Annotated in this window: 34 protein-coding genes; 5 read left to right on the top strand and 29 right to left on the bottom strand. The window is 53.5% G+C overall.

Going from position 1 to position 24,510, the window contains the following annotated elements:
* Positions 1–92 precede the first annotated feature (92 nt).
* The 3 genes from H6955_11210 to H6955_11200 all read right to left on the bottom strand — a co-directional run bounded on the left by H6955_11210 (position 93) and on the right by H6955_11200 (position 1,168).
* Positions 93–491, bottom strand: coding sequence for a pilus assembly protein PilP (locus H6955_11210; GenBank protein MCP5314123.1), 399 nt, complete (start codon positions 489–491; stop codon positions 93–95).
* Between the two features lie 132 nt (positions 492–623).
* The gene (locus H6955_11205) at positions 624–905 is read right to left on the bottom strand and encodes a type II toxin-antitoxin system RelE/ParE family toxin (GenBank protein MCP5314122.1); all 282 of its coding nucleotides are present in this window, start codon (positions 903–905) and stop codon (positions 624–626) included.
* The gene (locus H6955_11200) at positions 902–1,168 is read right to left on the bottom strand and encodes a ribbon-helix-helix protein, CopG family (protein MCP5314121.1); all 267 of its coding nucleotides are present in this window, start codon (positions 1,166–1,168) and stop codon (positions 902–904) included. The genes H6955_11205 and H6955_11200 overlap by 4 nt, the downstream gene beginning before the upstream one ends.
* 262 nt (positions 1,169–1,430) lie before the next feature.
* On the opposite strand from H6955_11200, the gene H6955_11195 reads away from it, so the two are divergent.
* Positions 1,431–1,655 (top strand): AbrB/MazE/SpoVT family DNA-binding domain-containing protein, encoded by a 225-nt coding sequence (locus H6955_11195; GenBank protein MCP5314120.1) that lies wholly within the window; start codon positions 1,431–1,433, stop codon positions 1,653–1,655.
* On the top strand, positions 1,652–2,044 hold the full coding sequence (locus H6955_11190; protein MCP5314119.1) for a type II toxin-antitoxin system death-on-curing family toxin: 393 nt from the start codon (positions 1,652–1,654) through the stop codon (positions 2,042–2,044). The genes H6955_11195 and H6955_11190 overlap by 4 nt, the downstream gene beginning before the upstream one ends.
* A gap of 223 nt (positions 2,045–2,267) precedes the next feature.
* Here the strand turns inward: H6955_11190 and H6955_11185 are convergent.
* From H6955_11185 to H6955_11145, 9 genes are all read right to left on the bottom strand, one after another.
* Positions 2,268–3,418 (bottom strand): IS3 family transposase gene (locus tag H6955_11185; protein ID MCP5314118.1). Its coding sequence is split into 2 segments (ribosomal slippage): positions 2,268–3,181 and positions 3,181–3,418, totalling 1,152 coding nucleotides; the frame shifts between segments, so codons are not numbered across the junction.
* A 304-nt stretch (positions 3,419–3,722) separates the two neighbouring features.
* The gene (locus tag H6955_11180; GenBank protein ID MCP5314117.1) at positions 3,723–4,253 is read right to left on the bottom strand and encodes a hypothetical protein; all 531 of its coding nucleotides are present in this window, start codon (positions 4,251–4,253) and stop codon (positions 3,723–3,725) included.
* Between the two features lie 201 nt (positions 4,254–4,454).
* Positions 4,455–4,754, bottom strand: coding sequence for a hypothetical protein (locus H6955_11175; protein MCP5314116.1), 300 nt, complete (start codon positions 4,752–4,754; stop codon positions 4,455–4,457).
* A 677-nt stretch (positions 4,755–5,431) separates the two neighbouring features.
* Positions 5,432–5,815, bottom strand: coding sequence for a hypothetical protein (locus tag H6955_11170; protein ID MCP5314115.1), 384 nt, complete (start codon positions 5,813–5,815; stop codon positions 5,432–5,434).
* Between the two features lie 583 nt (positions 5,816–6,398).
* Entirely contained in the window at positions 6,399–7,091 is a 693-nt protein-coding gene (locus H6955_11165) for an FRG domain-containing protein (GenBank protein ID MCP5314114.1), read from the bottom strand.
* A gap of 235 nt (positions 7,092–7,326) precedes the next feature.
* Positions 7,327–7,617, bottom strand: a complete 291-nt coding sequence (locus H6955_11160) for a hypothetical protein (GenBank protein MCP5314113.1) — start codon at positions 7,615–7,617, stop codon at positions 7,327–7,329.
* Positions 7,618–7,768: 151 nt separating this feature from the next.
* Positions 7,769–8,197, bottom strand: coding sequence for a cytochrome c (locus H6955_11155; protein ID MCP5314112.1), 429 nt, complete (start codon positions 8,195–8,197; stop codon positions 7,769–7,771).
* A 591-nt stretch (positions 8,198–8,788) separates the two neighbouring features.
* Positions 8,789–9,025 carry a BrnA antitoxin family protein gene (locus H6955_11150; GenBank protein MCP5314111.1) on the bottom strand — a complete coding sequence of 79 codons (237 nt, stop codon included), beginning with the start codon at positions 9,023–9,025 and terminating at the stop codon, positions 8,789–8,791.
* Complete coding sequence (locus H6955_11145; protein ID MCP5314110.1) at positions 9,003–9,293, bottom strand: BrnT family toxin; 291 nt, start codon at positions 9,291–9,293, stop codon at positions 9,003–9,005. Before H6955_11145 ends, H6955_11150 begins: the two co-directional genes overlap by 23 nt.
* Before the next feature lie 207 nt (positions 9,294–9,500).
* Between H6955_11145 and H6955_11140 the strand changes: the two genes are divergently transcribed.
* A complete protein-coding gene (locus H6955_11140) occupies positions 9,501–10,031 on the top strand; it encodes a hypothetical protein (protein MCP5314109.1) in 531 nt (176 codons plus the stop codon).
* A gap of 160 nt (positions 10,032–10,191) precedes the next feature.
* Here H6955_11140 and H6955_11135 read toward each other — a convergent pair whose 3' ends face one another.
* Positions 10,192–10,620 carry a cytochrome c gene (locus tag H6955_11135; protein ID MCP5314108.1) on the bottom strand — a complete coding sequence of 143 codons (429 nt, stop codon included), beginning with the start codon at positions 10,618–10,620 and terminating at the stop codon, positions 10,192–10,194.
* A gap of 204 nt (positions 10,621–10,824) precedes the next feature.
* Between H6955_11135 and H6955_11130 the strand changes: the two genes are divergently transcribed.
* Positions 10,825–11,049, top strand: a complete 225-nt coding sequence (locus tag H6955_11130; GenBank protein MCP5314107.1) for an AbrB/MazE/SpoVT family DNA-binding domain-containing protein — start codon at positions 10,825–10,827, stop codon at positions 11,047–11,049.
* Positions 11,046–11,438 carry a type II toxin-antitoxin system death-on-curing family toxin gene (locus tag H6955_11125; protein MCP5314106.1) on the top strand — a complete coding sequence of 131 codons (393 nt, stop codon included), beginning with the start codon at positions 11,046–11,048 and terminating at the stop codon, positions 11,436–11,438. The genes H6955_11130 and H6955_11125 overlap by 4 nt, the downstream gene beginning before the upstream one ends.
* 130 nt (positions 11,439–11,568) lie before the next feature.
* On the opposite strand, the gene H6955_11120 is transcribed toward H6955_11125, so the two are convergent.
* The 16 genes from H6955_11120 to H6955_11045 form a co-directional block, all read right to left on the bottom strand.
* Positions 11,569–12,087: a hypothetical protein gene (locus H6955_11120; GenBank protein MCP5314105.1), complete on the bottom strand. Its 519-nt coding sequence runs from the start codon at positions 12,085–12,087 to the stop codon at positions 11,569–11,571.
* A 577-nt stretch (positions 12,088–12,664) separates the two neighbouring features.
* On the bottom strand, positions 12,665–13,162 hold the full coding sequence (locus tag H6955_11115) for a hypothetical protein (protein MCP5314104.1): 498 nt from the start codon (positions 13,160–13,162) through the stop codon (positions 12,665–12,667).
* A 140-nt stretch (positions 13,163–13,302) separates the two neighbouring features.
* A complete protein-coding gene (locus tag H6955_11110; GenBank protein MCP5314103.1) occupies positions 13,303–13,695 on the bottom strand; it encodes a hypothetical protein in 393 nt (130 codons plus the stop codon).
* A 3-nt stretch (positions 13,696–13,698) separates the two neighbouring features.
* Positions 13,699–14,181 (bottom strand): hypothetical protein, encoded by a 483-nt coding sequence (locus H6955_11105; protein ID MCP5314102.1) that lies wholly within the window; start codon positions 14,179–14,181, stop codon positions 13,699–13,701.
* Positions 14,182–14,946: 765 nt separating this feature from the next.
* Positions 14,947–15,417, bottom strand: a complete 471-nt coding sequence (locus H6955_11100) for a hypothetical protein (protein ID MCP5314101.1) — start codon at positions 15,415–15,417, stop codon at positions 14,947–14,949.
* Between the two features lie 207 nt (positions 15,418–15,624).
* Positions 15,625–16,116 (bottom strand): hypothetical protein, encoded by a 492-nt coding sequence (locus H6955_11095; GenBank protein MCP5314100.1) that lies wholly within the window; start codon positions 16,114–16,116, stop codon positions 15,625–15,627.
* A 616-nt stretch (positions 16,117–16,732) separates the two neighbouring features.
* Entirely contained in the window at positions 16,733–17,080 is a 348-nt protein-coding gene (locus tag H6955_11090) for a DUF3024 domain-containing protein (protein ID MCP5314099.1), read from the bottom strand.
* Positions 17,081–17,214: 134 nt separating this feature from the next.
* Positions 17,215–17,802: a hypothetical protein gene (locus H6955_11085; protein MCP5314098.1), complete on the bottom strand. Its 588-nt coding sequence runs from the start codon at positions 17,800–17,802 to the stop codon at positions 17,215–17,217.
* A 95-nt stretch (positions 17,803–17,897) separates the two neighbouring features.
* Positions 17,898–18,302: a hypothetical protein gene (locus H6955_11080; GenBank protein MCP5314097.1), complete on the bottom strand. Its 405-nt coding sequence runs from the start codon at positions 18,300–18,302 to the stop codon at positions 17,898–17,900.
* A gap of 644 nt (positions 18,303–18,946) precedes the next feature.
* The gene (locus tag H6955_11075; GenBank protein MCP5314096.1) at positions 18,947–19,609 is read right to left on the bottom strand and encodes a HEPN domain-containing protein; all 663 of its coding nucleotides are present in this window, start codon (positions 19,607–19,609) and stop codon (positions 18,947–18,949) included.
* Positions 19,610–20,047: 438 nt separating this feature from the next.
* Positions 20,048–20,299 (bottom strand): hypothetical protein, encoded by a 252-nt coding sequence (locus H6955_11070; protein MCP5314095.1) that lies wholly within the window; start codon positions 20,297–20,299, stop codon positions 20,048–20,050.
* A gap of 156 nt (positions 20,300–20,455) precedes the next feature.
* Positions 20,456–20,803: a hypothetical protein gene (locus tag H6955_11065; protein ID MCP5314094.1), complete on the bottom strand. Its 348-nt coding sequence runs from the start codon at positions 20,801–20,803 to the stop codon at positions 20,456–20,458.
* Between the two features lie 139 nt (positions 20,804–20,942).
* Positions 20,943–21,296 carry a hypothetical protein gene (locus H6955_11060; protein ID MCP5314093.1) on the bottom strand — a complete coding sequence of 118 codons (354 nt, stop codon included), beginning with the start codon at positions 21,294–21,296 and terminating at the stop codon, positions 20,943–20,945.
* A gap of 1,232 nt (positions 21,297–22,528) precedes the next feature.
* Positions 22,529–23,107, bottom strand: coding sequence for a hypothetical protein (locus H6955_11055; protein ID MCP5314092.1), 579 nt, complete (start codon positions 23,105–23,107; stop codon positions 22,529–22,531).
* A 152-nt stretch (positions 23,108–23,259) separates the two neighbouring features.
* Positions 23,260–23,661: a hypothetical protein gene (locus H6955_11050; protein ID MCP5314091.1), complete on the bottom strand. Its 402-nt coding sequence runs from the start codon at positions 23,659–23,661 to the stop codon at positions 23,260–23,262.
* Between the two features lie 136 nt (positions 23,662–23,797).
* Positions 23,798–24,409, bottom strand: coding sequence for a hypothetical protein (locus tag H6955_11045; GenBank protein ID MCP5314090.1), 612 nt, complete (start codon positions 24,407–24,409; stop codon positions 23,798–23,800).
* Positions 24,410–24,510: the final 101 nt, after the last annotated feature.

Below are 24,510 nucleotides of genomic sequence, written 5' to 3'. Positions count from 1 at the left end.
TTGCGCAACAAAGGCAAAGCCATGCGCAACCAGGTGTGGAGTACTGGTCGCCCGAGAGAGCACAGCGAGCGGATTGACAGAATTATTGGCTTTCATCGCCAGTCTTTCCGGTAAATGTTTCGGTACCTTTCAACGTAACGGTACTTATCGAATCGCTCCAGTTGAACAATCCTGATGTGCTCGTCTGTGATATCCACAATCCGGCCACTATTCTCGCCAACATAGTTACCAATGACCACCCAATGTCCACGCCCCCAGAAATCTACCAACAAGGCACGGACACCGTTTGGTCCATCAGCGAACCCCGCATATTCCAAGCAGCCCAATGTCATCGCTTCATGCAACGGACCAAACGAGCCGGGGCCATCGGTATCTGCCCGCCCACCCTTTTCCTTGCCCATTTCCCCAACAAAAACGAAGCATGAATCTGCGCGGGCAGATGACAAATGCAATGAAACTGCCACAAGTATGAACAGCGACGGGATTCTCATGAAAGCTAACGCCCAGGTAAGCGACGCTCAGCTCACACCGACTGATCGAGCTAAAATGGCGTAGCCATGCCCGAGCGAGTACGGAGTGCTGAATGTCCGAGTGAGCCGCAGGCGAACGGCTTGACCGAATTGTTAGAAGCAATCTTCCTTGTGATGCCAGATACGAAGCACATAGATTTCCGTTTCGTGTACCAGATAGCGAGCAAGATTGTTCCCGGCGACCAAGTCGCGCACCGCCTCTGGATTCGGCGCTCGTTCGACTTTGGTGCCCAGCGTCGGAAACGCTTTCAGCTGAGCGATTCCCTTCAGGATTGTGGCCGCTGTTTTTTTCGCGGCACGAGGGTTCTTGACCTCGATGAACTCACGCAAGCGGCGAAGATCGCCAACCGCTTCGGGGGAATATCGGACCTTCATTTGCCCGGAGGGCTCAGCTCTTCACCAGACCCCCAACTTTCCAGCCAGGCATTCACCTCCTCCTCAGGGAGACTCGAACCACTCTTAATTGAATTGAGTGCTTCAAGCGTTTCGGACCACCGCTGTTCCTCGACCGACTGGCGCGCGATGTATTCCTTAATCGCCTGATTAATAATGTAATTTTTACTTCGATCGAGCTTCACCGCCAGTTCTTCCAGCGGACTCTCGATTTCCGGCTGCAATCTGATGCTCGTTACTCCCATCGCCCACGCTCCCGACACAAATTACACTGTATTACAGTGTAGCCTTCTATCTCGGATGGGACAACGCTTTCAAGTTTCTAACACCCAGGTAAGCGGCGTTCAGTACGGAGCGACTGATCGGGCCACAATGGCGAAGCCATGCGCGAGCAGGCGCGGAGTGCTGAACGTCCGAGTGAGCCGCAGGCGAACGGCTTGACCACCTTGTTAGGCGCGACTATTCTTTGTAATAACATGCGTTATAACGCTCCGTGAGGCCGCCGCCATGCTGAAGGTAAAAGTGACCGCCATTGGTAATTCGATGGGGATTGTGCTGCCAAAAGAAGCACTTGCGAAATTGCGCGCTGAAAAAGGTGACGTGCTGTTTCTGGTGGATACCCCAGATGGCTTGACGCTTACCCCTTACCAGCAGGATTTCGAAAGCCAAATGGATGCGGCCGAGAAGGTGATGAAAAAGTACCGAAATGCGCTCCATGAGCTTGCTAAATGAAAGAGCCCGTATGGGTGTTGCCGGAACTGGTATTGGCCGTACATCAAATGCTCGTTGCGGAGCACGGTGGGCTACCAGGCATTCGGGACCAAGCACTTTTAGATTCAGCTTTGGCTCGGCCGCAGCAAAAAGCGGCCTATGAGAGCGAAGCAAGCATTTTCGAACTAGCAGCCGCATACAGTTACGGGCTTGCCCGAAACCACCCATTCGTGGACGGGAACAAACGCATTGCACTTACCATTGCGGCCGTTTTCCTTGAGCTGAACGGACTCACTTTAAACGCACTCGAAGCAGAAGCAGTGATCGTGTACCAGCAACTCGCTGCAGGTGAGATCGGAGAAAACTCGTTGGCAGAATGGCTTCGCGATTCGAGCATTTCCAGCGCCTAACACCCAGGTAAGCGGCGTTCAGTACGGAGCGACTGATCGGGCCACAATGGCGAAGCCATGCGCGAGCAGGCGCGGAGTGCTGAACGTCCGAGTGAGCCGCAGGCGAACGGCTTGACCGAATTGTTATGTGCTTTCACGCCGCGGACAGCCGCTTAACTCTCAGCTCTTTGCGGTGTTGCTCGGCCTGCCACAGATCGTATTGCGTTGGCAAGCCCCGAGTTTTCTAGACAACTGACAGCTTCTCAAAATACCGTTGCTCATAGGCGACGGGCGACAGCCCATCGTTGTTGCCATGCCGGCGATTCGGGTTGTAGAAAAACTCGATGTAATTGAAGATCTCCGCGCGTGCTTCGTTCCGGGTCTTGTAGATCTTCCGTTTGATGCGCTCGGTCTTCAGCAGCGAGAAGAAGCTCTCGGCCACGGCATTGTCGTGACAGTTGCCCCGTCGACTCATGCTGGCTTCCAGGTTGTGGTCGTCGAGAAATTTGCGCCAATCGCTGCAGGTGTATTGGATGCCCTGATCCGAATGAATCAGCACCCGCTGCTTCGGTTGACGGCGCCAAACAGCCATCAGCAAGGCGTCGATGACCAGATCCGCCCGTGGATTGTTCTTCATGCTCCAGCCGATGACCTGGCGTGAAAACAGGTCGAGGACGACGGTCACGTACAACCAGCCCTCATGGGTGCGGACATAGGTGAAATCCGTGACCCAGGCCTTGTTCGGCTCGTCGATCTCAAACTGCCGATCCAGCGTGTTCGGCGCAACATGGCTAGCGTTGCCGCCTTTGAAGCCCGGATGACGCTTGTAGCCACGCTGCGAGCGAATACCAGCGGTTCGCATAATCCGATGTACCCGATTCTTGCCACAGGACTCGCCCGTGTCGCGTAGGTCTTTGGCAATATTGCGGTAGCCGTAGGCAAAGCCACTTTCAATCCAGAATTGCTTGATCTTGCCAAGCAGGCCCTCGTCTTCACGTTCACGTCGGCTCTTGGGCTGCTTCAACCAGGCGTAGAAGCCGCTGCGCTGAACCTCCAGGACGCGGCACATCGTTGCCACCGAGTATTTGCTGAGCCGGGACTTTATGAACGCGTACCTCGCTTTGACTCGCTGGCGAAGTACGCGGCGGCCTCCTTTAGGATGTCGCGCTCCTCTGTCACCCGCCTCAGCTCAGCCTTCAATCGCCGCAACTCCTCCTGCTGAGCGCTGATCGTCTGATGCTGGCTGCCCTGGTCACCGTAGCGCTTGATCCAGTCGCCCAGGCTCTTACTGGTTACCCCGAGACGCTGCGCCACTTCGCTGACCTTGTAGCCGCGCTCGGTGACCTGCTTCACCGCCTCAATCTTGAATTCTTCCGGGTAACGTTTCCCGCTCATTTCCACACCTTTTGGTTTGCGTTAGTTTAACGCTGCCGGGTGTCTACGATAGTCGGGGCTTGCCAAAGCGGCCTTGATAGCTCACTGTAGCCGCTACTTCGGGACCACGAAACCTTCTTGCTGCACCGCAGCCAATTTACTGGCACGAGCTTGCCAGCAATCGATTTCTTATGCGCGCATCTAACGCCAAGGTAAGCGGCATTCAGCATGGAGCGATTGCTCGGGGAATAATGGCGAAGCCATGCCCGAGCAAGTGCGGAGTGCTGAATGTCCGAGCGAGCTTGCGAGCGGCTTGACCGCCTTGTTAGCCGCGCACTTCTTCAATTTCATACCCGAGAGATCGGGCCTGCCGTATGAAATTATCGATGTTGCCCTTGCCCCATTCGGTACTAACCGCAACTTTGCAATCGGCGAGGTGAATCAGTTCGTTCGATTTTAGAAAGTGCCTCTTGTGGCTAGTTCTTTCCACAATTTCACGAGCCTCAGCTTCTTTGTTGAATACGCCGTTCGACCCCTGCAAATGCTTCGGGAATTGAACCTGCAGATCATGGCAAGACGTTCCTGCATGATCGGCCACATATTCTTTAATCACGGCGAGCACCAAACGACCTTTGCCAAGTTTCTTGCCGCGAAAACGGTACTTGGTTGTATCTCGTTTCCCGACAGTAGGAACAACATCAGAGGAATCTTTTTCCTCGGGGGAAGCATCGTGTTCGCTTACACCTTCGTAGTGATCGAGTATTCGCTCAATCACACTCGCTGGCGTATCAAAGCCCACAGCGTGCTTTTCGAGACGCGAATAAACATTGTCTGGAATTCGGACGACCGGACACATAACTATGCTCCCAAGTGAATTACATAGTTACATGATAACTTGTTTTCTTGATTGGTCAAAGCCGCCTTTTACGGCTAACGCCCAGGTAAGCGGCGCTCAGCATGGAGCGATTGCTCGGGCAAAAATGGCGAAGCCATGCCCGAGCAGGCGCGGAGTGCTGAACGTCCGAGTGAGCCGCAGGCGAACGACTTGACCGCCTTGTTAGGGCCGAACAAGCCAACTACGTACACTATTTGCAATTCCCTGATCACTTCTACCAGTTGTTGGCAGTTTCACGAATTTTCCGTTGGCGAGCTGCAAATGCGCACCCGCTCCCTTCTCCCAGGACACATTCTCGATCGATGATTTAGGGACATCTGTTTTCTTGAAGTTTTCGACGATCGTGACAAATTCACCGTTATCCTCAATTTTTGTCAGCGCCGCGGCCAGAAGCGCCAACGAGAGAAAAACCAACAACATTACCGTGCCCCAAAACTCCCAGCCCCGTTCTCCTGCGCTCAATAGAGCAACACCCAATGTGCAAAATGCCACACAAAAGGCCAAGACACCGTATACCCACGGTGCAGTTGTTATGCGGGTCCGAGACATCCCCTATTTGGCCCTAACGCCCAGGTAAGCGGCGCTCAGCTCGGAGCGCTTGCTCGGGCAACAATGGCGAAGCCATGCCCGTGCAAGTGCGGAGTGCTGAGCGTCCGAGTGAGCCGCAGGCGAACGGCTTGACCGCCTTGTTAGGCTTTTGGCTGGCACGACAGACCACTGAGCCTTCAGGCCGCACCGAATCGCTAAGTGCACAGCCAAACCTACCCATTTTTCGTAAAACAACCACCCATTAGCGGCCTGAAGGGTGTGCCAGCGGGCGCGGACTTTGGCGACCCGCCTGGCTCGCGCGTTGGAAACCGTTTGGCCATCGAGCTTTTCGTTTGCCACTGAACAGTTTCTCGAACGCTACGGCCCGACAGCGGTGCCGATGGATAGTCAGTGGTCGAATCGAACACCGTTCGCTGCAGCTTCTCGCTCGCCCTTATAAGCATCAAAAACTTCCTCTGCCTAACGCCCAGGTAAGCGGCGTTCAGCATGGAGCGATTGCTCGGGCAACAATGGCGAAGCCATGCCCGAGCAAGCGCGGAGTGCTGAACGTCCGAGCGAGCTTGCGAGCGGCTTGACCGCCTTGTTAGGCCTTACCACGGCTCACCGCGAAACTTCTGCAACTTTTCAAGAACTGAGGGATCAATTTCGCTAGGCCACACGCCATTTAGTAGCAACCGAAATTCAGGGTTTTGCCGGGCCATTTCCGCGACTTGATCGACGACCACTTTGCCATGCTCATTCAAAACATCTTCTAATGGCCCTGCAGCAAGAACCTGAAAGTAGCGATTTCCCGGTTTTGCATCTATACGCGCCAACACTTCCTCAATTGCTTCAAGGCACAGTGTTGGATTTTCTCTCGGTATCTCCCAGTCCAGCGTTGATTCCGAAACGCCAGGGCCGATGGCCGGCGGCTCCTCAGCCGACCACTTTTCAATCCACTCTTCGGCGATAGCAGCGGGAGTTCGTTCTTCCATTTCTTAGGCCTAACGCCCAGGTAAGCGGCGTTCAGTATGGAGCGCCTGATCGGGCAACAATGGCGAAGCCATGCCCGAGCAGGCGCGGAGTGCTGGACGTCCGAGTGAGCCGCAGGCGAACGGCTTGACCGCCTTGTTAGGCTTTTGGTTTGCGCGACAGACCCCTGCGCCTTCCGGCCGCACCGCACGCCAACCAGCAAAGCCGGACGTGCCCATTTTTCTGAAACAACCACCCATCAGCGGACTGAAGTGTGTGCCAGCGGGAAGCAATGCAGATGACTCTGCTTGCTTGCGCGTTGGTAGCCGTTTCGCCATCGAGCTTTTCGTTTGCCACTGAACCGTTTCTCGAACGCTACGGCCCGACAGCGGTGCAGATGGATAGCTGCCGTTCGAATCGAACACCGTTCGTTGCAGCTTCTCGCCCGCCCTTATAAGCATCAAAAACTTCCTCTGCCTAACGCCCAGTTAAGCGGCGCCCAGTACGGAGCGCCGTTTGCGCAACAATGGCGAAGCCATGCGCAAAAAGGCGCGGAGTACTGGGCGTCCGAGCGAGCTTAGCGAGCGGCTTGAACACTTTGTTAGGTCAAGCTTCGTGCAGCCAATTCAGATGGCGACATACCCCCTCTATGTCCGGAAACATAGACTGGTAGCTGATGCCCAGTGTATCTAAATGCACAAGAATATCTTCCCTCAATCGTGGCGGAACCTTTATCTCGATCAAAGACCGCTTGAGCTCGGTATTCTTCTCTAACGCGACGAACCTTTTCACTTTGGTTGAGTATCTATGTGCTGTAAACCAACCGCTTTGCGCCACAATTCTCGGGTTATTGAGATTGGGTTTAAATACACGTGTTTTCATAGGCCTGAATGGGTCTGGAGTTTTTTCTCTATCCAATAAAAACTCTTGCTCAGCCAAGAAAACGTAAACATAAGAGCTAGCCCGTGGTTTCGATCCTACACAAGCGAACCAAAGCGCCACCAATGGGTTCGACGTCCAATCCAGAAGTCGTGTCGCCATTCCGTAGTGTTGCGCCAAAACAAGCATATCCCATTGATCATTTAACCGCGTGTCAATGTGCAGGGTGCCACGCCTACGAAGCTCCGTGAGCATGACTTTCTCAAGTTGGGTTGTGTCTCTAGTTGGATCAGCTCTGGCGATCTTCGGCAGCAACGGGTGGTTTGCACTTTGTCCTCGAAACAGAACTATATCGCCCTTCTTAATCTCCGATAAGACATCAAGAAAATCTGTGAATCGTGCTAGCTCGGTGCTATCCATTGTGCATTCTCTTTCTTTGACCTAACGCCCAGGTAAGCGGCGTTCAGCATGGAGCGAATGATCGGGCAACAATGGCGAAGCCATGCCCGAGCAGGCGCGGAGTGCTGAACGTCCGAATGAGGAGCGAAGCGACGAATGGCTTGACCGCCTTGTTAGGCGTGCCGTACCCCGGACAGGCTTGATCTGCCAAGAGATAGCCTCCTTGGCTCCATAGCCAGCACCTTTGCGACGCTGTTTAATCGAATACATAGATCAATTGCACCAGACCGAACAGCGGAAGCAAACCCGCCGAAACGAAGAGCATTTTTTGGCCCAGCTTTTTTCTTAGCACAGCCGCAGCGATGGCGCTGAATAGCGCTGGCAAAAGACCATAAACGGTCGCCATTCCCGTGGCGATTCCATACTCATGCCGTAAAGGATTCTCAGTATCGACTAGGAATGCCAATGCGTAGAACGCAGCGACAGCGAGAAATAGATAACCAATGACGTCGCTTACCAGCAGAAACTTGCCCAGTGCGGTTTCCATATTTGCGCCTAACGCCCAGGTAAGCGGCATTCAGCATGGAGCGCTTGCTCGGGCAAAAATGGCGAAGCCATGCCCGAGCGAGTGCGGAGTGCTGAATGTCCGAGTGAGCCGCAGGCGAACGGCTTGACCGAATTGTTAGGCGTGCCGGCCTTCATCGAACCCGAAATGCCGAATGGCAGGCGACACACGCTGCCGTAACTTCGGACAGAGCACCGTATGCTGCGAGGACCTCCCCTTCTTGCGCTTTCAGGGCGAAATTGCTCGCCGCCCTATGCATGCTCGTACCAACCCGTTGCATTTCTTCCGGCATCACTTTCGCCATGTGACTTGCTCCATGGCTTTCGAGCGAACTCATACCCAAGCGTGACTCGGCAATTTCTGCCGCTTCGTCGAGTTCTCCGGCGGCCAGCTTTGCCAGGATTTGATTCAAAGATGCAAGATGATCACGCATATTCGCGAGCATGTGTTCCTGCATCATTGTTGGCATCTTTACTAGCGCTCGCTCATCGTCAACCGCCAGCGCTGCGCTTGATGAAAAGAGCGCAAAGATTGGCCCGATTAAGCCGAGTTTCGATTTCATCTTCACAATCTTCTTACGCCTAACGCCCAGGTAAGCGGCGTTCAGTATGGAGCGCCTGATCGGGCAACAATGGCGAAGCCATGCCCGAGCAGGCGCGGAGTGCTGGACGTCCGAGTGAGCCGCAGGCGAACGGCTTGACCGCCTTGTTAGGCTTTTGGCTTGCGAGACAGACCACTGCGCCTTCCGGCTGCACCGCACGCCAACCAGCACAGCCGGACCTGCCCATTTTTCCAAAACAACCACCTATTAGCGGACTGAAGGGTGTGCCCGCGGGAAGCAATGCAGATGACTCTGCTTGCTTGCGCGTTGGTAACCGTTTCACCATCGAGCTTTTCGTTTGCCGGTGAACCGCTTTTCGAACACTGCGGCCCGACAGCCGTGCCGATGGATAGCTGGCGTTCAGATCGAACACCGTTCGCTGCAGCTTCTCCGTTGCCCTTAAAAGCATCAAAAACTTCCCCTGCCTAACGCCCAGGTAAGCGGCATTCAGCACGGAGCGCTTGCTCGGGGAATAATGGCGAAGCCATGCCCGAGCACGTGCGGAGTGCTGAATGTCCGAGTGAGCCGTAGGCGAACGGCTTGACCGACTTGTTAGCGCTGCTTCTGCTGCGAGACATATTCATCGAGCAGTTGCCTGATCATTTTCTGATACTGCATGTGATGCTTCTTCGCAGCTTCTTTGAAAAAGGCGATGCTCTCCGAACTCAGAGAAATGGTAACTTTCGTTTGCTCATTCTTTAGCGCCAGTTCTTCAGGAGATGGAAGAAAATCGGGCACCAGTTTGATTTCGCCAATGGGCTCATCGCTATACCGAATTCGCTTGCTCATAAACCTTCTTACCCTCTCGCCAGTAACCAGCACCGATAATTCGGATGCGGCCAGATCGATACGTGAACCGAACGGTGAGAATTCCTGTGCCTTCCTCGTTTAAGCCAAAACAGTAATACCGCTTTTCCTTTTGGCTGTGCTTCAGATCTTCGGCAATTACACGTTTTGAATCGAGGAAGGCAGCCTGGGCTTCGCAAAACGTAACCCCATGTTTTCGCACGTTTTCACGATTCTTCGCTGAATCCCATTCGAAGTTCGATTCGTTCATGAGATAAGGATAGCAGAGAGTATGGCTATTTCGCCATATCCCGATTTTTGGGCGCTAACGCCTAGGTAAGCGGCGGCTGGTGTGGAGCGGCGTTTGCGCAATCATGGCGTAGCCATGCGCAAAAAGCCGCGGAGCACCAGACGTCCGAGTGAGCGCAGCGAACGGCTTGACCGATTTGTTAGCATATTCTTTTCCTGGGAGTTAGCCATGAGCGACCTGATTGATTATGCAGAGAAAGCCGGTTTCGCCAACATGCAGGAACGAATTGACGTTGCCTCCATGATTCAAAGGGAAGCGAACACTTTAATGGCGCTATTACTAGCAGGCGCCGGAACAGCGCTCGCATTCTCCGCAAACGAGAACGTTGAGAACATTCGCCTGCTCGGCGCTGCAATCGCGACATCCTTGTACCTGTTTCTAATCGCAGCCGTTCTGAACTGGAAATGCCTTGGCCTAATCGCATACCCGGCTAGCCATAACGTACCCAAGAACCTCAACAAGCCCGAATATGAAATTGCGGAGGTGCGCCAATGGGAGCTTGAAAACCTACAAGCCCGAATTGACCAGGCACTCGCAATTAACGAGACACGTAGCAGATGGCTCAACGGCAGCCGCTTGGCTGCAACGTTGACACCGCTTGCTACTGCCGCGGGGTGGGCCTTGGCCGGTCATTTGGCTGCTGATCCCGACGCTGCGGCTCTGGCTGCGGTATTGGATTCTCTCTCGAAGTATTCATAAGACCACCTGTAAAGATGCTAACGCCCAGGTAAGCGGCATTCAGCATGGAGCGCTTGCTCGGGCAAAAATGGCGAAGCCATGCCCGAGCGAGTGCGGAGTGCTGAATGTCCGAGTGAGCCGCAGGCGAACGGCTTGACCGAATTGTTAGGCGTGCCGGCCTTCATCGAACCCGAAATGCCGAATGGCAGGCGACACACGCTGCCGTAACTTCGGACAGAGCACCGTATGCTGCGAGGACCTCCCCTTCTTGCGCTTTCAGGGCGAAATTGCTCGCCGCCCTATGCATGCTCGTACCAACCCGTTGCATTTCTTCCGGCATCACTTTCGCCATGTGACTTGCTCCATGGCTTTCGAGCGAACTCATACCCAAGCGTGACTCGGCAATTTCTGCCGCTTCGTCGAGTTCTCCGGCGGCCAGCTTTGCCAGGATTTGATTCAAAGATGCAAGATGATCACGCATATTCGCGAGCATGTGTTCCTGCATCATTGTTGGCATCTTTACTAGCGCTCGCTCATCGTCAACCGCCAGCGCTGCGCTTGATGAAAAGAGCGCAAAGATTGGCCCGATTAAGCCGAGTTTCGATTTCATCTTCACAATCTTCTTACGCCTAACGCCCAGGTAAGCGGCGCTCAGCATGTAGCGAATGCTCGGACAAAAATGGCGAAGCCATGCCCGAGCAGGCGCGGAGTGCTGAATGTCCGAGTGAGCCGCAGGCGAACGGCTTGACCACCTTGTTAGGCGCGACTATTCTTTGTAATAACATGCGTTATAACGCTCCGTGAGGCCGCCGCCATGCTGAAGGTAAAAGTGACCGCCATTGGTAATTCGATGGGGATTGTGCTGCCAAAAGAAGCACTTGCGAAATTGCGCGCTGAAAAAGGTGACGTGCTGTTTCTGGTGGATACCCCAGATGGCTTGACGCTTACCCCTTACCAGCAGGATTTCGAAAGCCAAATGGATGCGGCCGAGAAGGTGATGAAAAAGTACCGAAATGCGCTCCATGAGCTTGCTAAATGAAAGAGCCCGTATGGGTGTTGCCGGAACTGGTATTGGCCGTACATCAAATGCTCGTTGCGGAGCACGGTGGGCTACCAGGCATTCGGGACCAAGCACTTTTAGATTCAGCTTTGGCTCGGCCGCAGCAAAAAGCGGCCTATGAGAGCGAAGCAAGCATTTTCGAACTAGCAGCCGCATACAGTTACGGGCTTGCCCGAAACCACCCATTCGTGGACGGGAACAAACGCATTGCACTTACCATTGCGGCCGTTTTCCTTGAGCTGAACGGACTCACTTTAAACGCACCCGAAGCAGAAGCAGTGATCGTGTACCAGCAACTCGCTGCAGGTGAGATCGGAGAAAACTCGTTGGCAGAATGGCTTCGCGATTCGAGCATTTCCAGCGCCTAACGCCAAGGTAAGCGGCGTTCAGCATGGAGCGGATGCTCGGGCAAAAATGGCGAAGCCATGCCCGAGTAGACGCGGAGTGCTGAACGTCCGAGTGAGCCACAGGCGAACGGCTTGACCGAATTGTTAGGTTTCATTCCGCGCACAATATTGGCCAACCGTGCTTCGACCGCCAGACTTGCTCCCCAAGCAAAAGCAGGACGCCAGGATTCGCGCAATCTGGCAAGAATTGACTCAGAGTTTTATAGAAGAAGCGCCAATCATACTCATGTAGTTCCGGGTAGTTCGAAAGTGCAAGGCCACCTGTACCAGGATCTGCGAATGTGTGTTCGCGAGCTCGCGACTGCAGGTTCGATGCGAAGCCCGAATAGACGAGACTCGTATTCCAATACTCTGCCATTCGTGAATCGTAGCGTGCGCACCTCGACTGCAAATCGTAGTTTTTTACATCAGCGATGTTGCCAGTACGCTTCTTTTTGTACTGACGCGCCCAAAGTGCCTGCCTAGCCAGCACTTCAAGTGGCGCATTTGTTTTGACGTAATACCAACCATTCTCGGCAGGCACTCGGGCTTGAGTGTGCCATTTGCGATTCGAGAAATCGATTTCGACTTCAATGAATTGGCCGGATAGAAAGTTGCGCAAATCTTCCATGAGAAACCTAACGCCCAGGTAAGCGGCGCTCAGCTCGGAGCGACTGCTCGCGCAACAATGGCGAAGCCATGCGCGAGCAGGCGCGGAGTGCTGAGCGTCCGAGTGAGCCGCAGGCGAACGGCTTGACCGCCTTGTTAGGCTTTTGGCTTGCGCGACAGACCACAGCGCCTTCCGGCCGCACCACTCGCCAACCAGCACAGCCGGACGTGCCCGTTATTCTGAAACGACCGCCCATTAGCGGACTGAAGGGTGTGCCAGCGGGAAGCAATCCAGATGACTTCGCTTGCTTGCGCGTTGGCAACCGTTTCGCCATCGAACTTTTCGATTGCCTGCGGACCATTCTTTTTGCATTGCGGCCCAACAGCGGAGTCGACGGATAGCCCGCGGTCGAATCGAACACCGTTCGCTGCAGCTTCTCCCTTGCCCTTAAAAGCATCAAAAACTTCACCTGCCTAACGCCAAGGTAAGCGGCGTTCAGCATGGAGCGAATGCTCGGGTAACAATGGCGAAGCCATGCCCGAGCAGGCGCGGAGTGCTGAACGTCCGAGTGAGCGCAGCGAACGGCTTGACCGCCTTGTTAGCGCTTTGCGATGCCGCAAGGAGAAACCTCAACGCCATTTCTCTCCGCATACCCGCAACCATAACGAACAAAGAATTCTTGTTCACCACCGTTGCCGAATGTCGCTTTTGCTTCTGAGTACTCAATGGTTTCATCTTCGCACACAGGACAAAAATAGCTCACTGACATAGAAGATGCGAACATGACAGACTGCTGAATTCGCTCGAACATTTCTTTCGCCGAAGTAAGATCTTTTTCTTTTTCTCGGATAATTTCAGCGTTAACTAATTGATCTTTATTCAGCCTTTCCAGCTCGGCAGATAACATAGCAATTCGTTTTGCAAGATTTTCCGAAAGAGGATCACTCCCCTGCGTGTGGTAAGCCTGTAGTTGCTTTTCCAAGAGGTGAATAGTTGCATCTTTGTTCTGAACCAATAGGCGATAGAGAACAAACGCACTCCCGACAAACGCGACAATGGATGCAATCTGGGTGAAGAAAAGCGTTTCGTTGGTCATCGGTTACTTTCTTGCGCTAACGCCCAGGTAAGCGGCGGCTGGTGTGGAGCGGCGTTTGCGCAATCATGGTGAAGCCATGCGCAAAAAGCCGCGGAGCACCAGGCGTCCGAGTGAGCGCAGCGAACGGCTTGACCGACTTGTTATAACGCGTTTTCATCTCGTGCTCGTAGCAAGAAGCGAATGAACGCCAAGCGCCTATTGCAGCTTGGACAGTACTTATCTTTCCCGACACTCGGCTTTTCGATGCTTTTCAAAAACTGCATTTTTTCGTAGCCGATTTTTGCGCCCTTCGGCAATCCAAAGTACGTGGGATCGTAAGACCCGAAATCGAGCGCACAGAAATCGCAGAATGCAGCTTCGATACCCTCGAAAACGCGATACTCACTGTACGTGAAGGAATCGTGCGCGAAACCTTCCGCGATATCCTGCTTCAAAATCTGCACACGGTCTTCTAGCGCACCGCATTCAATGCACGGTGTGACGTCCTTGACTTCCAGCTCTTCGCCGCATAATGGGCACTGCTCGATCTGCATGGCTTAAGCGTTATAACGCCCAGGTAAGCGGCGTTCAGCATGGAGCGAATGCTCGGGCAACAATGGCGCAGCCATGCCCGAGCAGGCGCGGAGTGCTGAACGTCCGAGTGAGCCGTAGGCGAACGGCTTGACCGCCTTGTTAGGCTTTTGGCTTGCGCGGCAGACCACTGCGCCTTCCGGCCGCGCCAGGCACCGATCAGCACTGCCAGACTTGGCCAGTTTTTTGAAACAACCACCCGTTAGCAGACTGAAGGGTGTGCCAGCGGGAAGTAATGCAGATGACTTTGCTTGCTCGCGCGTTGGTAACGGTTTCGCCATCGAGCTTCTCGTTTGCCGGTGAACCCTTTTTTGAACAATGCGGCCCGACCACGGCGCCGATGGATAGCTGGCGTTCGAATCGAACACGGTTCGCTGCAGCTTCTCCTTTGCCCTTAAAAGCATCAAAAACTTCCCCTGCCTAACGCCCAGGTAAGCGGCGCGCAGCATGGAGCGCTTGCTCGGGCAATAATGGCGAAGCCATGCCCGAGCTGGCGTGGAGTGCTGTGCGTCCGAATGAGGAGCAAAGCGACGAATGGCTTGACCGCATTGTTAGCGCGCTATCTGCAGTCTCTCCGAAAAACAATGCCGTTCAGCGTACCCCAATGGAAGCTTGCCACTCTATCAGGTTCAAATAGTACAAACTGTAAATCATTTCTGCCTATTCCCACTATCGGCTCACCGACGACTTTATTGCCAGCGAGTATCACTAGCTCCGAAATGTTTCTATTTCTTCCGATCCAATCATTTATTTCGTCACCATCCCTGAAAGATAATTGGTTTTTTTCGCTTATTAAGTTCGCGTAAACATTATTGCCAATTATCGCAGTTCCGCCTTTGCATTCGAACAACCGGCGGGAATTAATGTGCGATTCAGCTATCAACGAAAAAACATCTTGGCTCGTCAAGTTGTTTCGCTTTGCGATCCGATCCACTGATTCCTGAATGTCCTGCCATACTAGTGGTATGGACTCTAGGTATTCGTTTACCGATGTAGCCGGGTGAGTATCAGCTTGAGATTGGGCTGCGATCAGAACAAGTATTACCGACAAAAACTTCACATACCCCCCTTTTCAGCGCTAACGCCAAGGTAAGCGGCGCTCAGCTCGGAGCGCTTGGTCGGGCAACAATGGCGAAGCCATGCCCGAGCAGGCGCGGAGTGCTGAGCGTCCGAATGAGGAGCGAAGCGACGAATGGCTTGACCGCCTTGTTAGCCTATTCATGTGCGTTCACTTCAAGGAACAACGGGTTCCGCCTCATAGCTTTTGTACCCTGAAAGCAGACCGAACGGACTTCTTCTATTTGCCTACCTGACAGGTGTATGAATACGTTCGGGTGTTCCGATAACGCCCGAATCATACCCAGTACTTCGATCACGATCTTCGGAAACCCGTGAACTTCAATGCTCCACCCCTTCGGTTGGAAATGCATAAACTCGTTACGCAGTGTCTCCGCAAGACGCTCCAGAGACTTTTTCTGCGATTCGGTGAGTTGCTCCAACGCCCCAATGTTCTGACAGTGCTTTAAGGCTGACCAGAAAGATACGAGCCGGCCGTTTTGTTTCACCACGGATGAATCGTCGGTGCCCTTAGCAACGGTAATGGCGAAGCCGTACAAAGCACCATGAAGTGCAATAAACACCCACTTCCAAGCCCACTGGTCATTCTCCACTTCGGCAAGATGCAAGCGTACTTTCCGGAGGTAATCGAGGGCATTTGACCTTTCATCAAGCCGGAAGTATTTCGGGCGCACTTTCATATTTGAGGCTAACGCCCAGGTAAGCGGCGCTCAGCTCGGAGCGTCTGATCGCGCAAAAATGGCGAAGCCATGCGCGAGCAGGCGCGGAGTGCTGAGCGTCCGAGTGAGCCGCAGGCGAACGGCTTGACCGCCTTGTTAGGCGTTGCCATTGCTTCGCGCGGGCTCATAACCTGAGAACGCTGATTCGCATAGGCCGTGGAATCGCAGCGCTCTCCTGCCCGATTGCTGTGCCAATGCTAGGCGATTTTCTTTGGCCTTACGCCAGAAGGCTTGATAGTAGGTGTTTTTCGCAAAGCCCTTGAGAATCGCTTTCAACTGCGTATCGCTTAGACTCCCCATTTCGTGAAGCGTTTGAAGGTGCGATAAATGGAGATTGACGAAAAGATGCTGCTTTGCCGGGCCCTCTTGGCCGTCACCCGCCTCCTGTTGCCAGACCTTGATGAGGTCAGGGTGCTCAATCGCGAGCTTCAATAGTTCAAGGTGCGTGAGCCTCGAGGAGGATTCCAAGCTGACCTTCAGTTGCCTCTGCATTGCATGTAGCTGGCGAAAATACACCATCGCAGCAATAACTGCGGCTATAAGCAAGAGCAACTGCAGAGCTACTGAAAATTTTTCGTATTCACTCATCTCGACTGTCCATTACCTATTTACGCCTAACGCCCAGGTAAGCGGCGCTCAGCTCGGAGCACTGGATTGCGCGAAGATGGCGAAGCCACGCGCAAGCCGGTGCGGAGTGCTGAGCGTCCGAGTGAGCCGCAGGCGAACGGCTTGACCGCCTTGTTAGGCTTTTGGCTGGCACGACAGACCACTGAGCCTTCCGGCTGCACCGCACGCCAACCAGCACAGCCGGACCTGCCCATTTTTCTAAAACAACCACCTATTGGCGGACTGAAGGGTGTGCCCGCGGGAAGCAATGCAGATGACTCTGCTTGCTTGCGCGTTGGTAACCGTTTCCCCATCGAGCTTTTCGTTTGCCGGTGAACCGCTTTTCGAACACTGCGGCCCGACAGCCGTGCCGATGGATAGCTGGCGTTCAGATCGAACACCGTTCGCTGCAGCTTCTCCGTTGCCCTTAAAAGCATCAAAAACTTCCCCTGCCTAACGCCCAGGTAAGCGGCGTTCAGCATGGAGCGATTGCTCGGGCAACAATGGCGAAGCCATGCCCGAGCAATCGCGGAGTGCTGAACGTCCGAGTGAGCCGCAGGCGAACGGCTTGACCGCATTGTCATGTGCTTCTACGCACTCAGCCAAAAAAGCACGCATATTCATCACGATCCACGACGGCCAAAAACTTTTCCAGCGTTTCTACCTCTGGATTTGGCTCGTACCCATGCCACTTAAGATCGGCCCGCTGCCAATAGACTTTCCAGATTCGCTGCGTTTTTACGTAAGTTGCTTTTGCCACAGGGTGCTCAATTTTCTCTTCGGGATGGCGCCAGCGCGGGCGAACCTCGAAGATTTCTACGCTTTGCCCTTTTACTCGAAATCCGAGATCAAGTTCTGGCCGAATGTGCGGTGGCGGGCGGTGCTTCTCGACAAACGCGCGAACCTCCTTTTCGATCTTTTTTGTTTCGAATTCGCTCAGAGCCATTTTTTACACATAACGCCGTGGTAAGCGGCGCTCAGCTCGGAGCGGTTGATCGGGCAACAATGGCGAAGCCATGCCCGAGCAACCGCGGAGTGCTGAGCGTCCGAGTGAGCGCAGCGAACGACTTGACCACCTTGTTAGCCATTCGCGATCTGCTCTTTTGATGCCTCGATCTGTTTGCGCAACTCTCGATGCATGAACTTTGCTCCGCAATACCAAAGCTCAAAAACTTCTTGGTACAGCTCACTGACTTCGCTGGTTCGGGCAACAACCGCGTTTTCATCGGCCTCAGACGCCAGCTGATGCGCTACGAACCTTCGAACTTTGTTGAATTTGCGGCAAGCACCAACCAATGCACCTTTTTCTTTGAACTCCATGCATATGCTATTGAATTCTTCTACCAATTTACCAAATGTGAGTTCTGATCCATTGGGCATGATCGCAATCTGATTGGGGTATATGGCGATCTGGACGATGAACTCGGATAAGCGAAGCAGGTTGAACAGCAGTTCCTCAATTACCTGCTGGTATATGACGGTTGCAGCGATGCAGCCTGATACGCCACCGTTTTCGAAAGCGCTCTCGGCCTCCCAGGCTAAACCACGCAGATAACCGCCATCATAAAAATGCAGATACCCGTCTGGGTTCGCAACCTTCTTCTTGAGCTCTGCAAGGTACGGATCCATTTTCTTGTGGCTAACGCCCAGGTAAGCGGCATTCAGCATGGAGCGCTTGCCCGGGCAAAAATGGCGGAGCCATGCCCGAGCAAGTGCGGAGTGCTGAATGTCCGAGCGAGCTTGCGAGCGGCTTGACCGACTTGTTAGGTGCCATTTGCCAGCAAGCCATAAACCGAGAACGCAAGCGCTGCCAGCGACGCCCAGAGTGGAACGAGAAAACGGTAATACGACTGCTCGTGCTCGGCCAAAACCGCTGCTAGCAATGGAAAATGCACTGTATGCCGATCTGACCCCGTTTCCATGGAAAACAGCGAAACCTTCGCTCCATCCTCTTTTTTGTAACCGTACTTTTTATCCAGGTGATAGTACAAGCGGCCAAACACGATATCTGGATCGGTGCCAAATTCTTTCGCGATTGCGGCGCAATCGATAGGCACATATACCTTTGCAGCACGTTTCGGATCACTTCGATCGAATGCCACGAAATCATCATAGTAGCGATCGTAGATCTTCCTCAGGAGCCGACGATCCGTGAATGTTTTGCCCATCCGTTTCTGCACCTAACGCCAAGGTAAGCGGCGTTCAGCATGGAGCGGTTGCTCGGGAAAGAATGGCGAAGCCATTCCCGAGCAAGCGCGGAATGCTGAACGTCCGAGTGAGCGCAGCGAACGGCTTGACCGCCTTGTTAGATGGCCAACGGAGTGCGGAAACTCCCAAGCAAAAGATTGCCCGATCTGCTTCACTGCCTGTTTCTTCCTCTTCCCTGTCGGCATTCTTCCGATGCCGATAAGGCCGATACTACGACAATTGGATTGGCACGCTACGAAGCTAGATGAATCTGCCTTCGAACTCGACGACTCCACTGCCACACCCTTCCTCGGTACCGCTGGCTCGCCGCATCACTGCGAGCACCTTCCGCCGATTATGGCCGACGAACAAAGAATACGGCCTTCCCTAATCTGCCATGGCGCCCATCCTCGGGGCCACGAAACCTAACGAACCTCAACTGCCCGAACCCTCGTTTTCGATCAGCAGCAGTAACCTTCGACGGACACCATCTAACGCCAAGTTAAGCGGCGCCCAGTGCGCAGCGCCGTTTGCGAAACAATGCCGAAGGCATTCGCAAAAAGGCGCGGAGTGCTGGGCGTCCGAGCGAGCATGGCGAGCGGCTTGAACGCCTTGTTATGTGTTTTCATGCCAAGTGTTCCGCAAGGAATCGTTGAACCCAAGCGATCATGGATGCAACATCTTCCTTCGTGAACTCTTCAAAATGCCCATGATCCGCATTGTTTCGCACATCAGCGTAAGCTGTGATGTTCTTCTGGACGAGCTTGGAATACACAGAAGCACGAGCTAGATCTGCATTAAGCCGATCAATTTTCGTTCTCTCTGGCACCTCTATCGAATGTTGTGCGCAAAGCTTGCGCAAACCATCTTCTAAAACAGCCCCACCCAAAGATGCGGCCGGCACGTGAAAACCGTTTTCGAGCAGATGCTGTGCTTGCTCAAGGAAATCCACAAACAGTTCAGCAGCGACGAGGCTTCTTATATCGAAGAGCATCCCCGCTCTGTAATCACCCGCTGCGGCTTGAAGGATAGCGAAGCAATCTCGATAGTAGTAACTATTCAATCCGGTTCGTTCGCCATCAGCGATCTTTCTCAATTCTCTGTAGTGATCACTGCTCTCACCGCACGCGCGCCGTATCAAGTTCAATGATTCAGTGCGAAAACGAACGTAATCAACTTGCTCTGGATGGCGATAATTATCATCGCTTGGCCAACCGTACTGCCTAAGAATCTGCTCCCCTTCTTTTAAGAGGCAGTCGAAACGCTCGACCAATCGTTCATCAATCATGGTTTTCCTTACGACACATAACGCCCAGGTAAGCGGCGCTCAGCTCGGAGCACTTGCTCGGGCAACAATGGCGAAGCCATGCCCGAGCAGGCGCGGAGCGCTGAACGTCCGAGTGAGCCGCAGGCGAACGGCTTGACCGAATTGTTAGGCGAACGGCGCAGTTTGCAAGACCCTGGGTTTCTCATTGGCCTACCTTAACCAAATAGACTGCTGGAACCGTAAAACACACCCAAGCGATTGCGATAGCGATTCTCGCCGAATTCAGCCGCTGACCAGCACCAGGAAGAAACCAATCTGGTTTAAACAACCAAATTGGCGAAAACAAGAACCAACTTCGATTTATGGCTGGCTTCAGGTACGGCGAGAGCGAGCTGACGTGGAAAAACCACACCGCGACCAAAGCGAAGTTTGCAACAAGCGTAAATACAAGCAGCCACCTCATTCGCTCACCAAGAGCCCTAGCCCATATAGAACCGATATCGAAAGCACGAAGATCTGCAGTACTCTTCCCGTTTTCGCTAAACCCGGATAACGGGCTTTGATCTCAGCATTGAACGGCCAAAACTGAATGGAAGGAGGCCTTTGTTTCGTTTCAACCTCGAAGGCATGCAGCACGTGCATCGATAGAAACAGCAAGACGAAACCTGCGAGAATCGCCATCCCCAGCATGATTCGAAGTACCAATTCCATTCTTACGCCTAACGCCAAGGTAAGCGGCGCTCAGCATGGAGCGATTGCTCGGGCAACAATGGCGAAGCCATGCCCGAGCAGGCGCGGAGTGCTGAGCGTCCGAATGAGGAGCAAAGCGACGAATGGCTTGACCGCCTTGTTAGGCGCTTCGCCCCACTATCCATCTTTGTACCTGATGAACGAGTAGCTGGTGAACCCAAAAAGATTACGTTTCTCGCGAAGCACAACGTTGGCACCGGGTTTGTAACTCATGCGCTTTCCCATTCTGGCTGTGATCTCCTGCCCATCATCGAGTGCAACCACCATCAGCAAGAACGTTCCTTCATCGGATTGTTGCGATGTGACACTCACTGCAGTTCCTTCCCTAGTGCCAACCGTTTCGAACGGGAAATACCAGAGAAGGAAGACAATCGCAGGAATCAGTGCCCCGGCGACCTCTATTCCGATTTTCAAGCGACGCTTGCGAAGTTCTCGATCAAGTTCCTTTTTCTTCTCCGGGTCCATTTCTTTTCACGCCTAACGCCCAGGTAAGCGGCATTCAGCATGTAGCACTTGCTCGGGGAACAATGGCGAAGCCATGCCCGAGCAAGTGCGGAGTGCTGAATGTCCGAGTGAGCCGCAGGCGAAAGGCTTGACCGACTTGTTAAGTTTCGGCTTCATGCGCCCTCGCTGGCCAATATTGCAGAGCTAATGCAGCAACGGCCAGTGCTAAACCCGAAAGGCCGTTTGCCGCAGTTAGGAAAGCCATTAGGAAGAATGCCCACGGTCGTATCGCTTTGCCAAGGTAGACGAAATAGCCAAGCGCAATTCGAGAAGCCAGAAGGACGGCTTCCACGGCCAATATTCCAACAAACCAAGGCATGCCAGATTGCGGCGATGCCCAAGCTTCCCAACTTTCCCGAGCTTCCGGAACATTGGAAAGCTTCAATATCAGGAGGAGAATGCCACTTGCGATCAGCGCAACTCCAACTCCTTTTTGCATCAGCGCTCGGTTCATGGTTTTCGAAACTTAACGCCAAGGTAAGCGGCGTTCAGCATGGAGCGAATGCTCGGGCAAAAATGGCGAAGCCATGCCCGAGCAGGCGCGGAGTGCTGAACGTCCGAGTGAGCCGCAGGCGAACGGCTTGACCGCATTGTTAGGGCATTTATTCATTAGTTAACAAGCAACAGTATGAAAGTGACAATGACCGCACCCCACCACGCCCTGTAAATGCTTAGATATTTCGCAACTACTTCATCGCCAAGCACTCTGTTCTTTTCAGAAGCCTCTCGCCAAAAGCTGGAGATGTTCAACATGGCCGAATTAGTTTTCGATGCCATTGTGTAGCCAAGGGCTTCATATCTGCGCTTTATCTTTGCAGCTAAGTATGGCGCGAACAACTGCACTACAAATAACACTGCCAAAATCGCCCAGAGCACCACTTCGATTGTTGTTGAAGATTCCGTCAAGGTTAGGGGCGCCCTGCATGGCACGACTCATCGCTTGCCAATGAAGTAGCGAATAGCGAGAAAACACCCGGTTTTCGAACAGACAAACGTTTCGCTCCTCCAGCATCTGAAAATGACAGCGAAACGGTGGGCGAGATAGGCACCCCAGCAGTCATTCGCACAAGCGTTGTATCAAGCTCCATTCTGCTATTCAGCCCTAACGCCCAGGTAAGCGGCGCTCAGCTCGGAGCACTGGATTGCGCGAAGATGGCGAAGCCACGCGCAAGCCGGTGCGGAGTGCTGAGCGTCCGAGTGAGCCGCAGGCGAACGGCTTGACCGCCTTGTTAGGCTTTTGGCTGGCACGACAGACCAGTGAGCCTTCCGGCTGCACCGCACGCCAACCAGCACAGCCGGACCTGCCCATTTTTCTAAAACAACCAACTATTAGCGGACTGAAGGGTGTGCCCGCGGGAAGCAATGCAGATGACTCTGCTTGCTTGCGCGTTGGTAACCGTTTCCCCATCGAGCTTTTCGTTTGCCGGTGAACCGCTTTTCGAACACTGCGGCCCGACAGCCGTGCCGATGGATAGCTGGCGTTCAGATCGAACACCGTTCGCTGCAGCTTCTCCTTTGCCCTTAAAAGCATCAAAAACTTCCCCTGCCTAACGCCCAGGTAAGCGGCGCTCCGCATGGAGCGCCTGATCGGGCAAAAATGGCGAAGCCATGCCCGAGAAGGCGCGGAGTGCTGAGCGTCCGAGTGAGCCACAGGCGAACGGCTTGACCGCCTTGTTATGCGCGCACCTACTCATGACTCTTCGCATTGCCCGTTTTCATTTGCTCTTCCATAGCTTCAAATGCCTTCTTCCTGCCCTCGTGGAGGTCCAAAATTAGAGACCTTAATTTTTCGTGTTCGGGACGAACCTTTTCGGCCTGCTCATCGAGAAGCATACTAAGCTTTCGGCAACTTTCGATCGAGGTATGATCAAACTCACCAAGCAACTGGTGAATGAGCTTGTTCCTTTCCTCCACCAACGCCCCGAGTTCCGCTTGCCGTTGTTCGACAAATGCTTGATCTGCTTCGATACGAGATGAGAACCCAACCCAGAATTCATCTACTTCATCATTCGATTCTTCCATGGCTTCGGCTGGGGCCGAATAAACAGAGCCCACGAAGCTCTTGACGAGGTTTCCCATCGTTTGTCGCGACACAGCATCAATCGCCTTTTCGTGATTGGATCGCAGTTCGCTGGCTTTCCCCCCAAGCTTGGATCGCGACACAAGGATTTTCAGCATCGCTTCCATTCTTTGGAAGTTGAGCACATTTCTTCCAATCTTCCTCAACACTTCGTTGAGTACAGCTTGATGCTCGGTCTCGATCATTTTTTACGCATAACGCCCAGGTAAGCGGCGTTCAGCATGGAGCAGTTGCTCGGGCAAAAATGGCGAAGCCATGCCCGAGCAAATGCGGCGTGCTGGACGTCCGAGTGAGCTGCAGGCGAACGGCTTGACCGCCTTGTTAGGCGCTTCGTGATTCACGACTTACCCCCGGCCTTGTGAAGCGCAGTATTGCAACGAAAAGCCAACTCCCCCCAACGCTCAAGTGCCTCGGGTGGCGTGTTTTCCGGAAGGTTACGCCATTGACTAAGAACAAGTTCAATTTGCTCCGGCTCTAGCCATAAAGCGATACGCCCCTTTTCTTGCTCGGCTGCTGAGTTTGTACCGCGATCATCTCGGAGCCGAGACATTGCTGCTTTCAGGGCATCTTCATACCGCCCGGTGTAGCAGTTACCTACGATTCTCTCTAGGACACATTCCATGTTCCAAAGCGCTCTTTGCTCCGCCTGGTCTTGGATGCCCAGAATCTCTTCTGAGGAATATCGATGGAAAAACTCCCACAGAATCAGAATTTCGTCATCGGTTAAATCAAGATCCATCTTTCTTACGCCTAACGCCGAGGTAAGCGGCGTTCAGTATGGAGCGACTGATCGGGCAAAAATGGCGAAGCCATGCCCGAGTAGACGCGGAGTACTGAACGTCCGAGCGAGCGCAGCGAGCGGCTTGACCGCATTGTTAGCTTTCGCCAAATTCTTTCCACAACTCGACCACTTGCCGCCCCATTGACGATGCCTCGTAAAAAAGCTCCCCTGAATCCGCGTACGTTCGACCCGCCGTGATGATCGTTAGCCCCGAGCTAACTAGCGACTCCATATAATGTTTTTGCGAGCTCTGCTCATCAGCGCCCAGCACAAGGAACTCTTCGAGATCATCTAAGAATGCCGTATCGATCGCCGCCGCTACTCTCCTGAACTGAATTTGATCCAATCGCCCTGCAAGGAAACACGCAAAATAGAAGCCTAGCAACTCCGCCTTCTTCATTTCAGATAGCTTATCTAAGACAAGCAGGGCGGCTTCTCCAGCACGCCTCATCGATTCTTCATCAGACAGAACACTTCGCCGAAACTTCCACTTTTCCTCTTTCGATAGGCATTCGATCTCTTGAACGAACCGCTGCACTTTTGAGACAAAGAGCTTTTCTCTCAAATCCAGCGTGCCCGAAACAATCTTTATAGCTGTCCCGACGACAGGAATATTTTTAACCACCTCATTTTCAATGAGGGAATCGGCCAACGCCTCTGCGCCTTCGAGTGAAGCCTCCAGAAACTTGTTGATGTCGTTTGCCATACTTTTAAAGCTAACGCCGAGTTAAGCGGCGCCCAGTACGGAGCGCCGTTTGCGCAAAAATGGCGAAGCCATGCGCAATAAGGCGCGGAGTACTGGGCGTC

Source organism: Chromatiaceae bacterium (assembly GCA_024235395.1).
Classification (GTDB): Bacteria; Pseudomonadota; Gammaproteobacteria; order Chromatiales; family Chromatiaceae; genus Thiosocius.
This window is presented reverse-complemented; position numbering and strand designations above follow the sequence as displayed.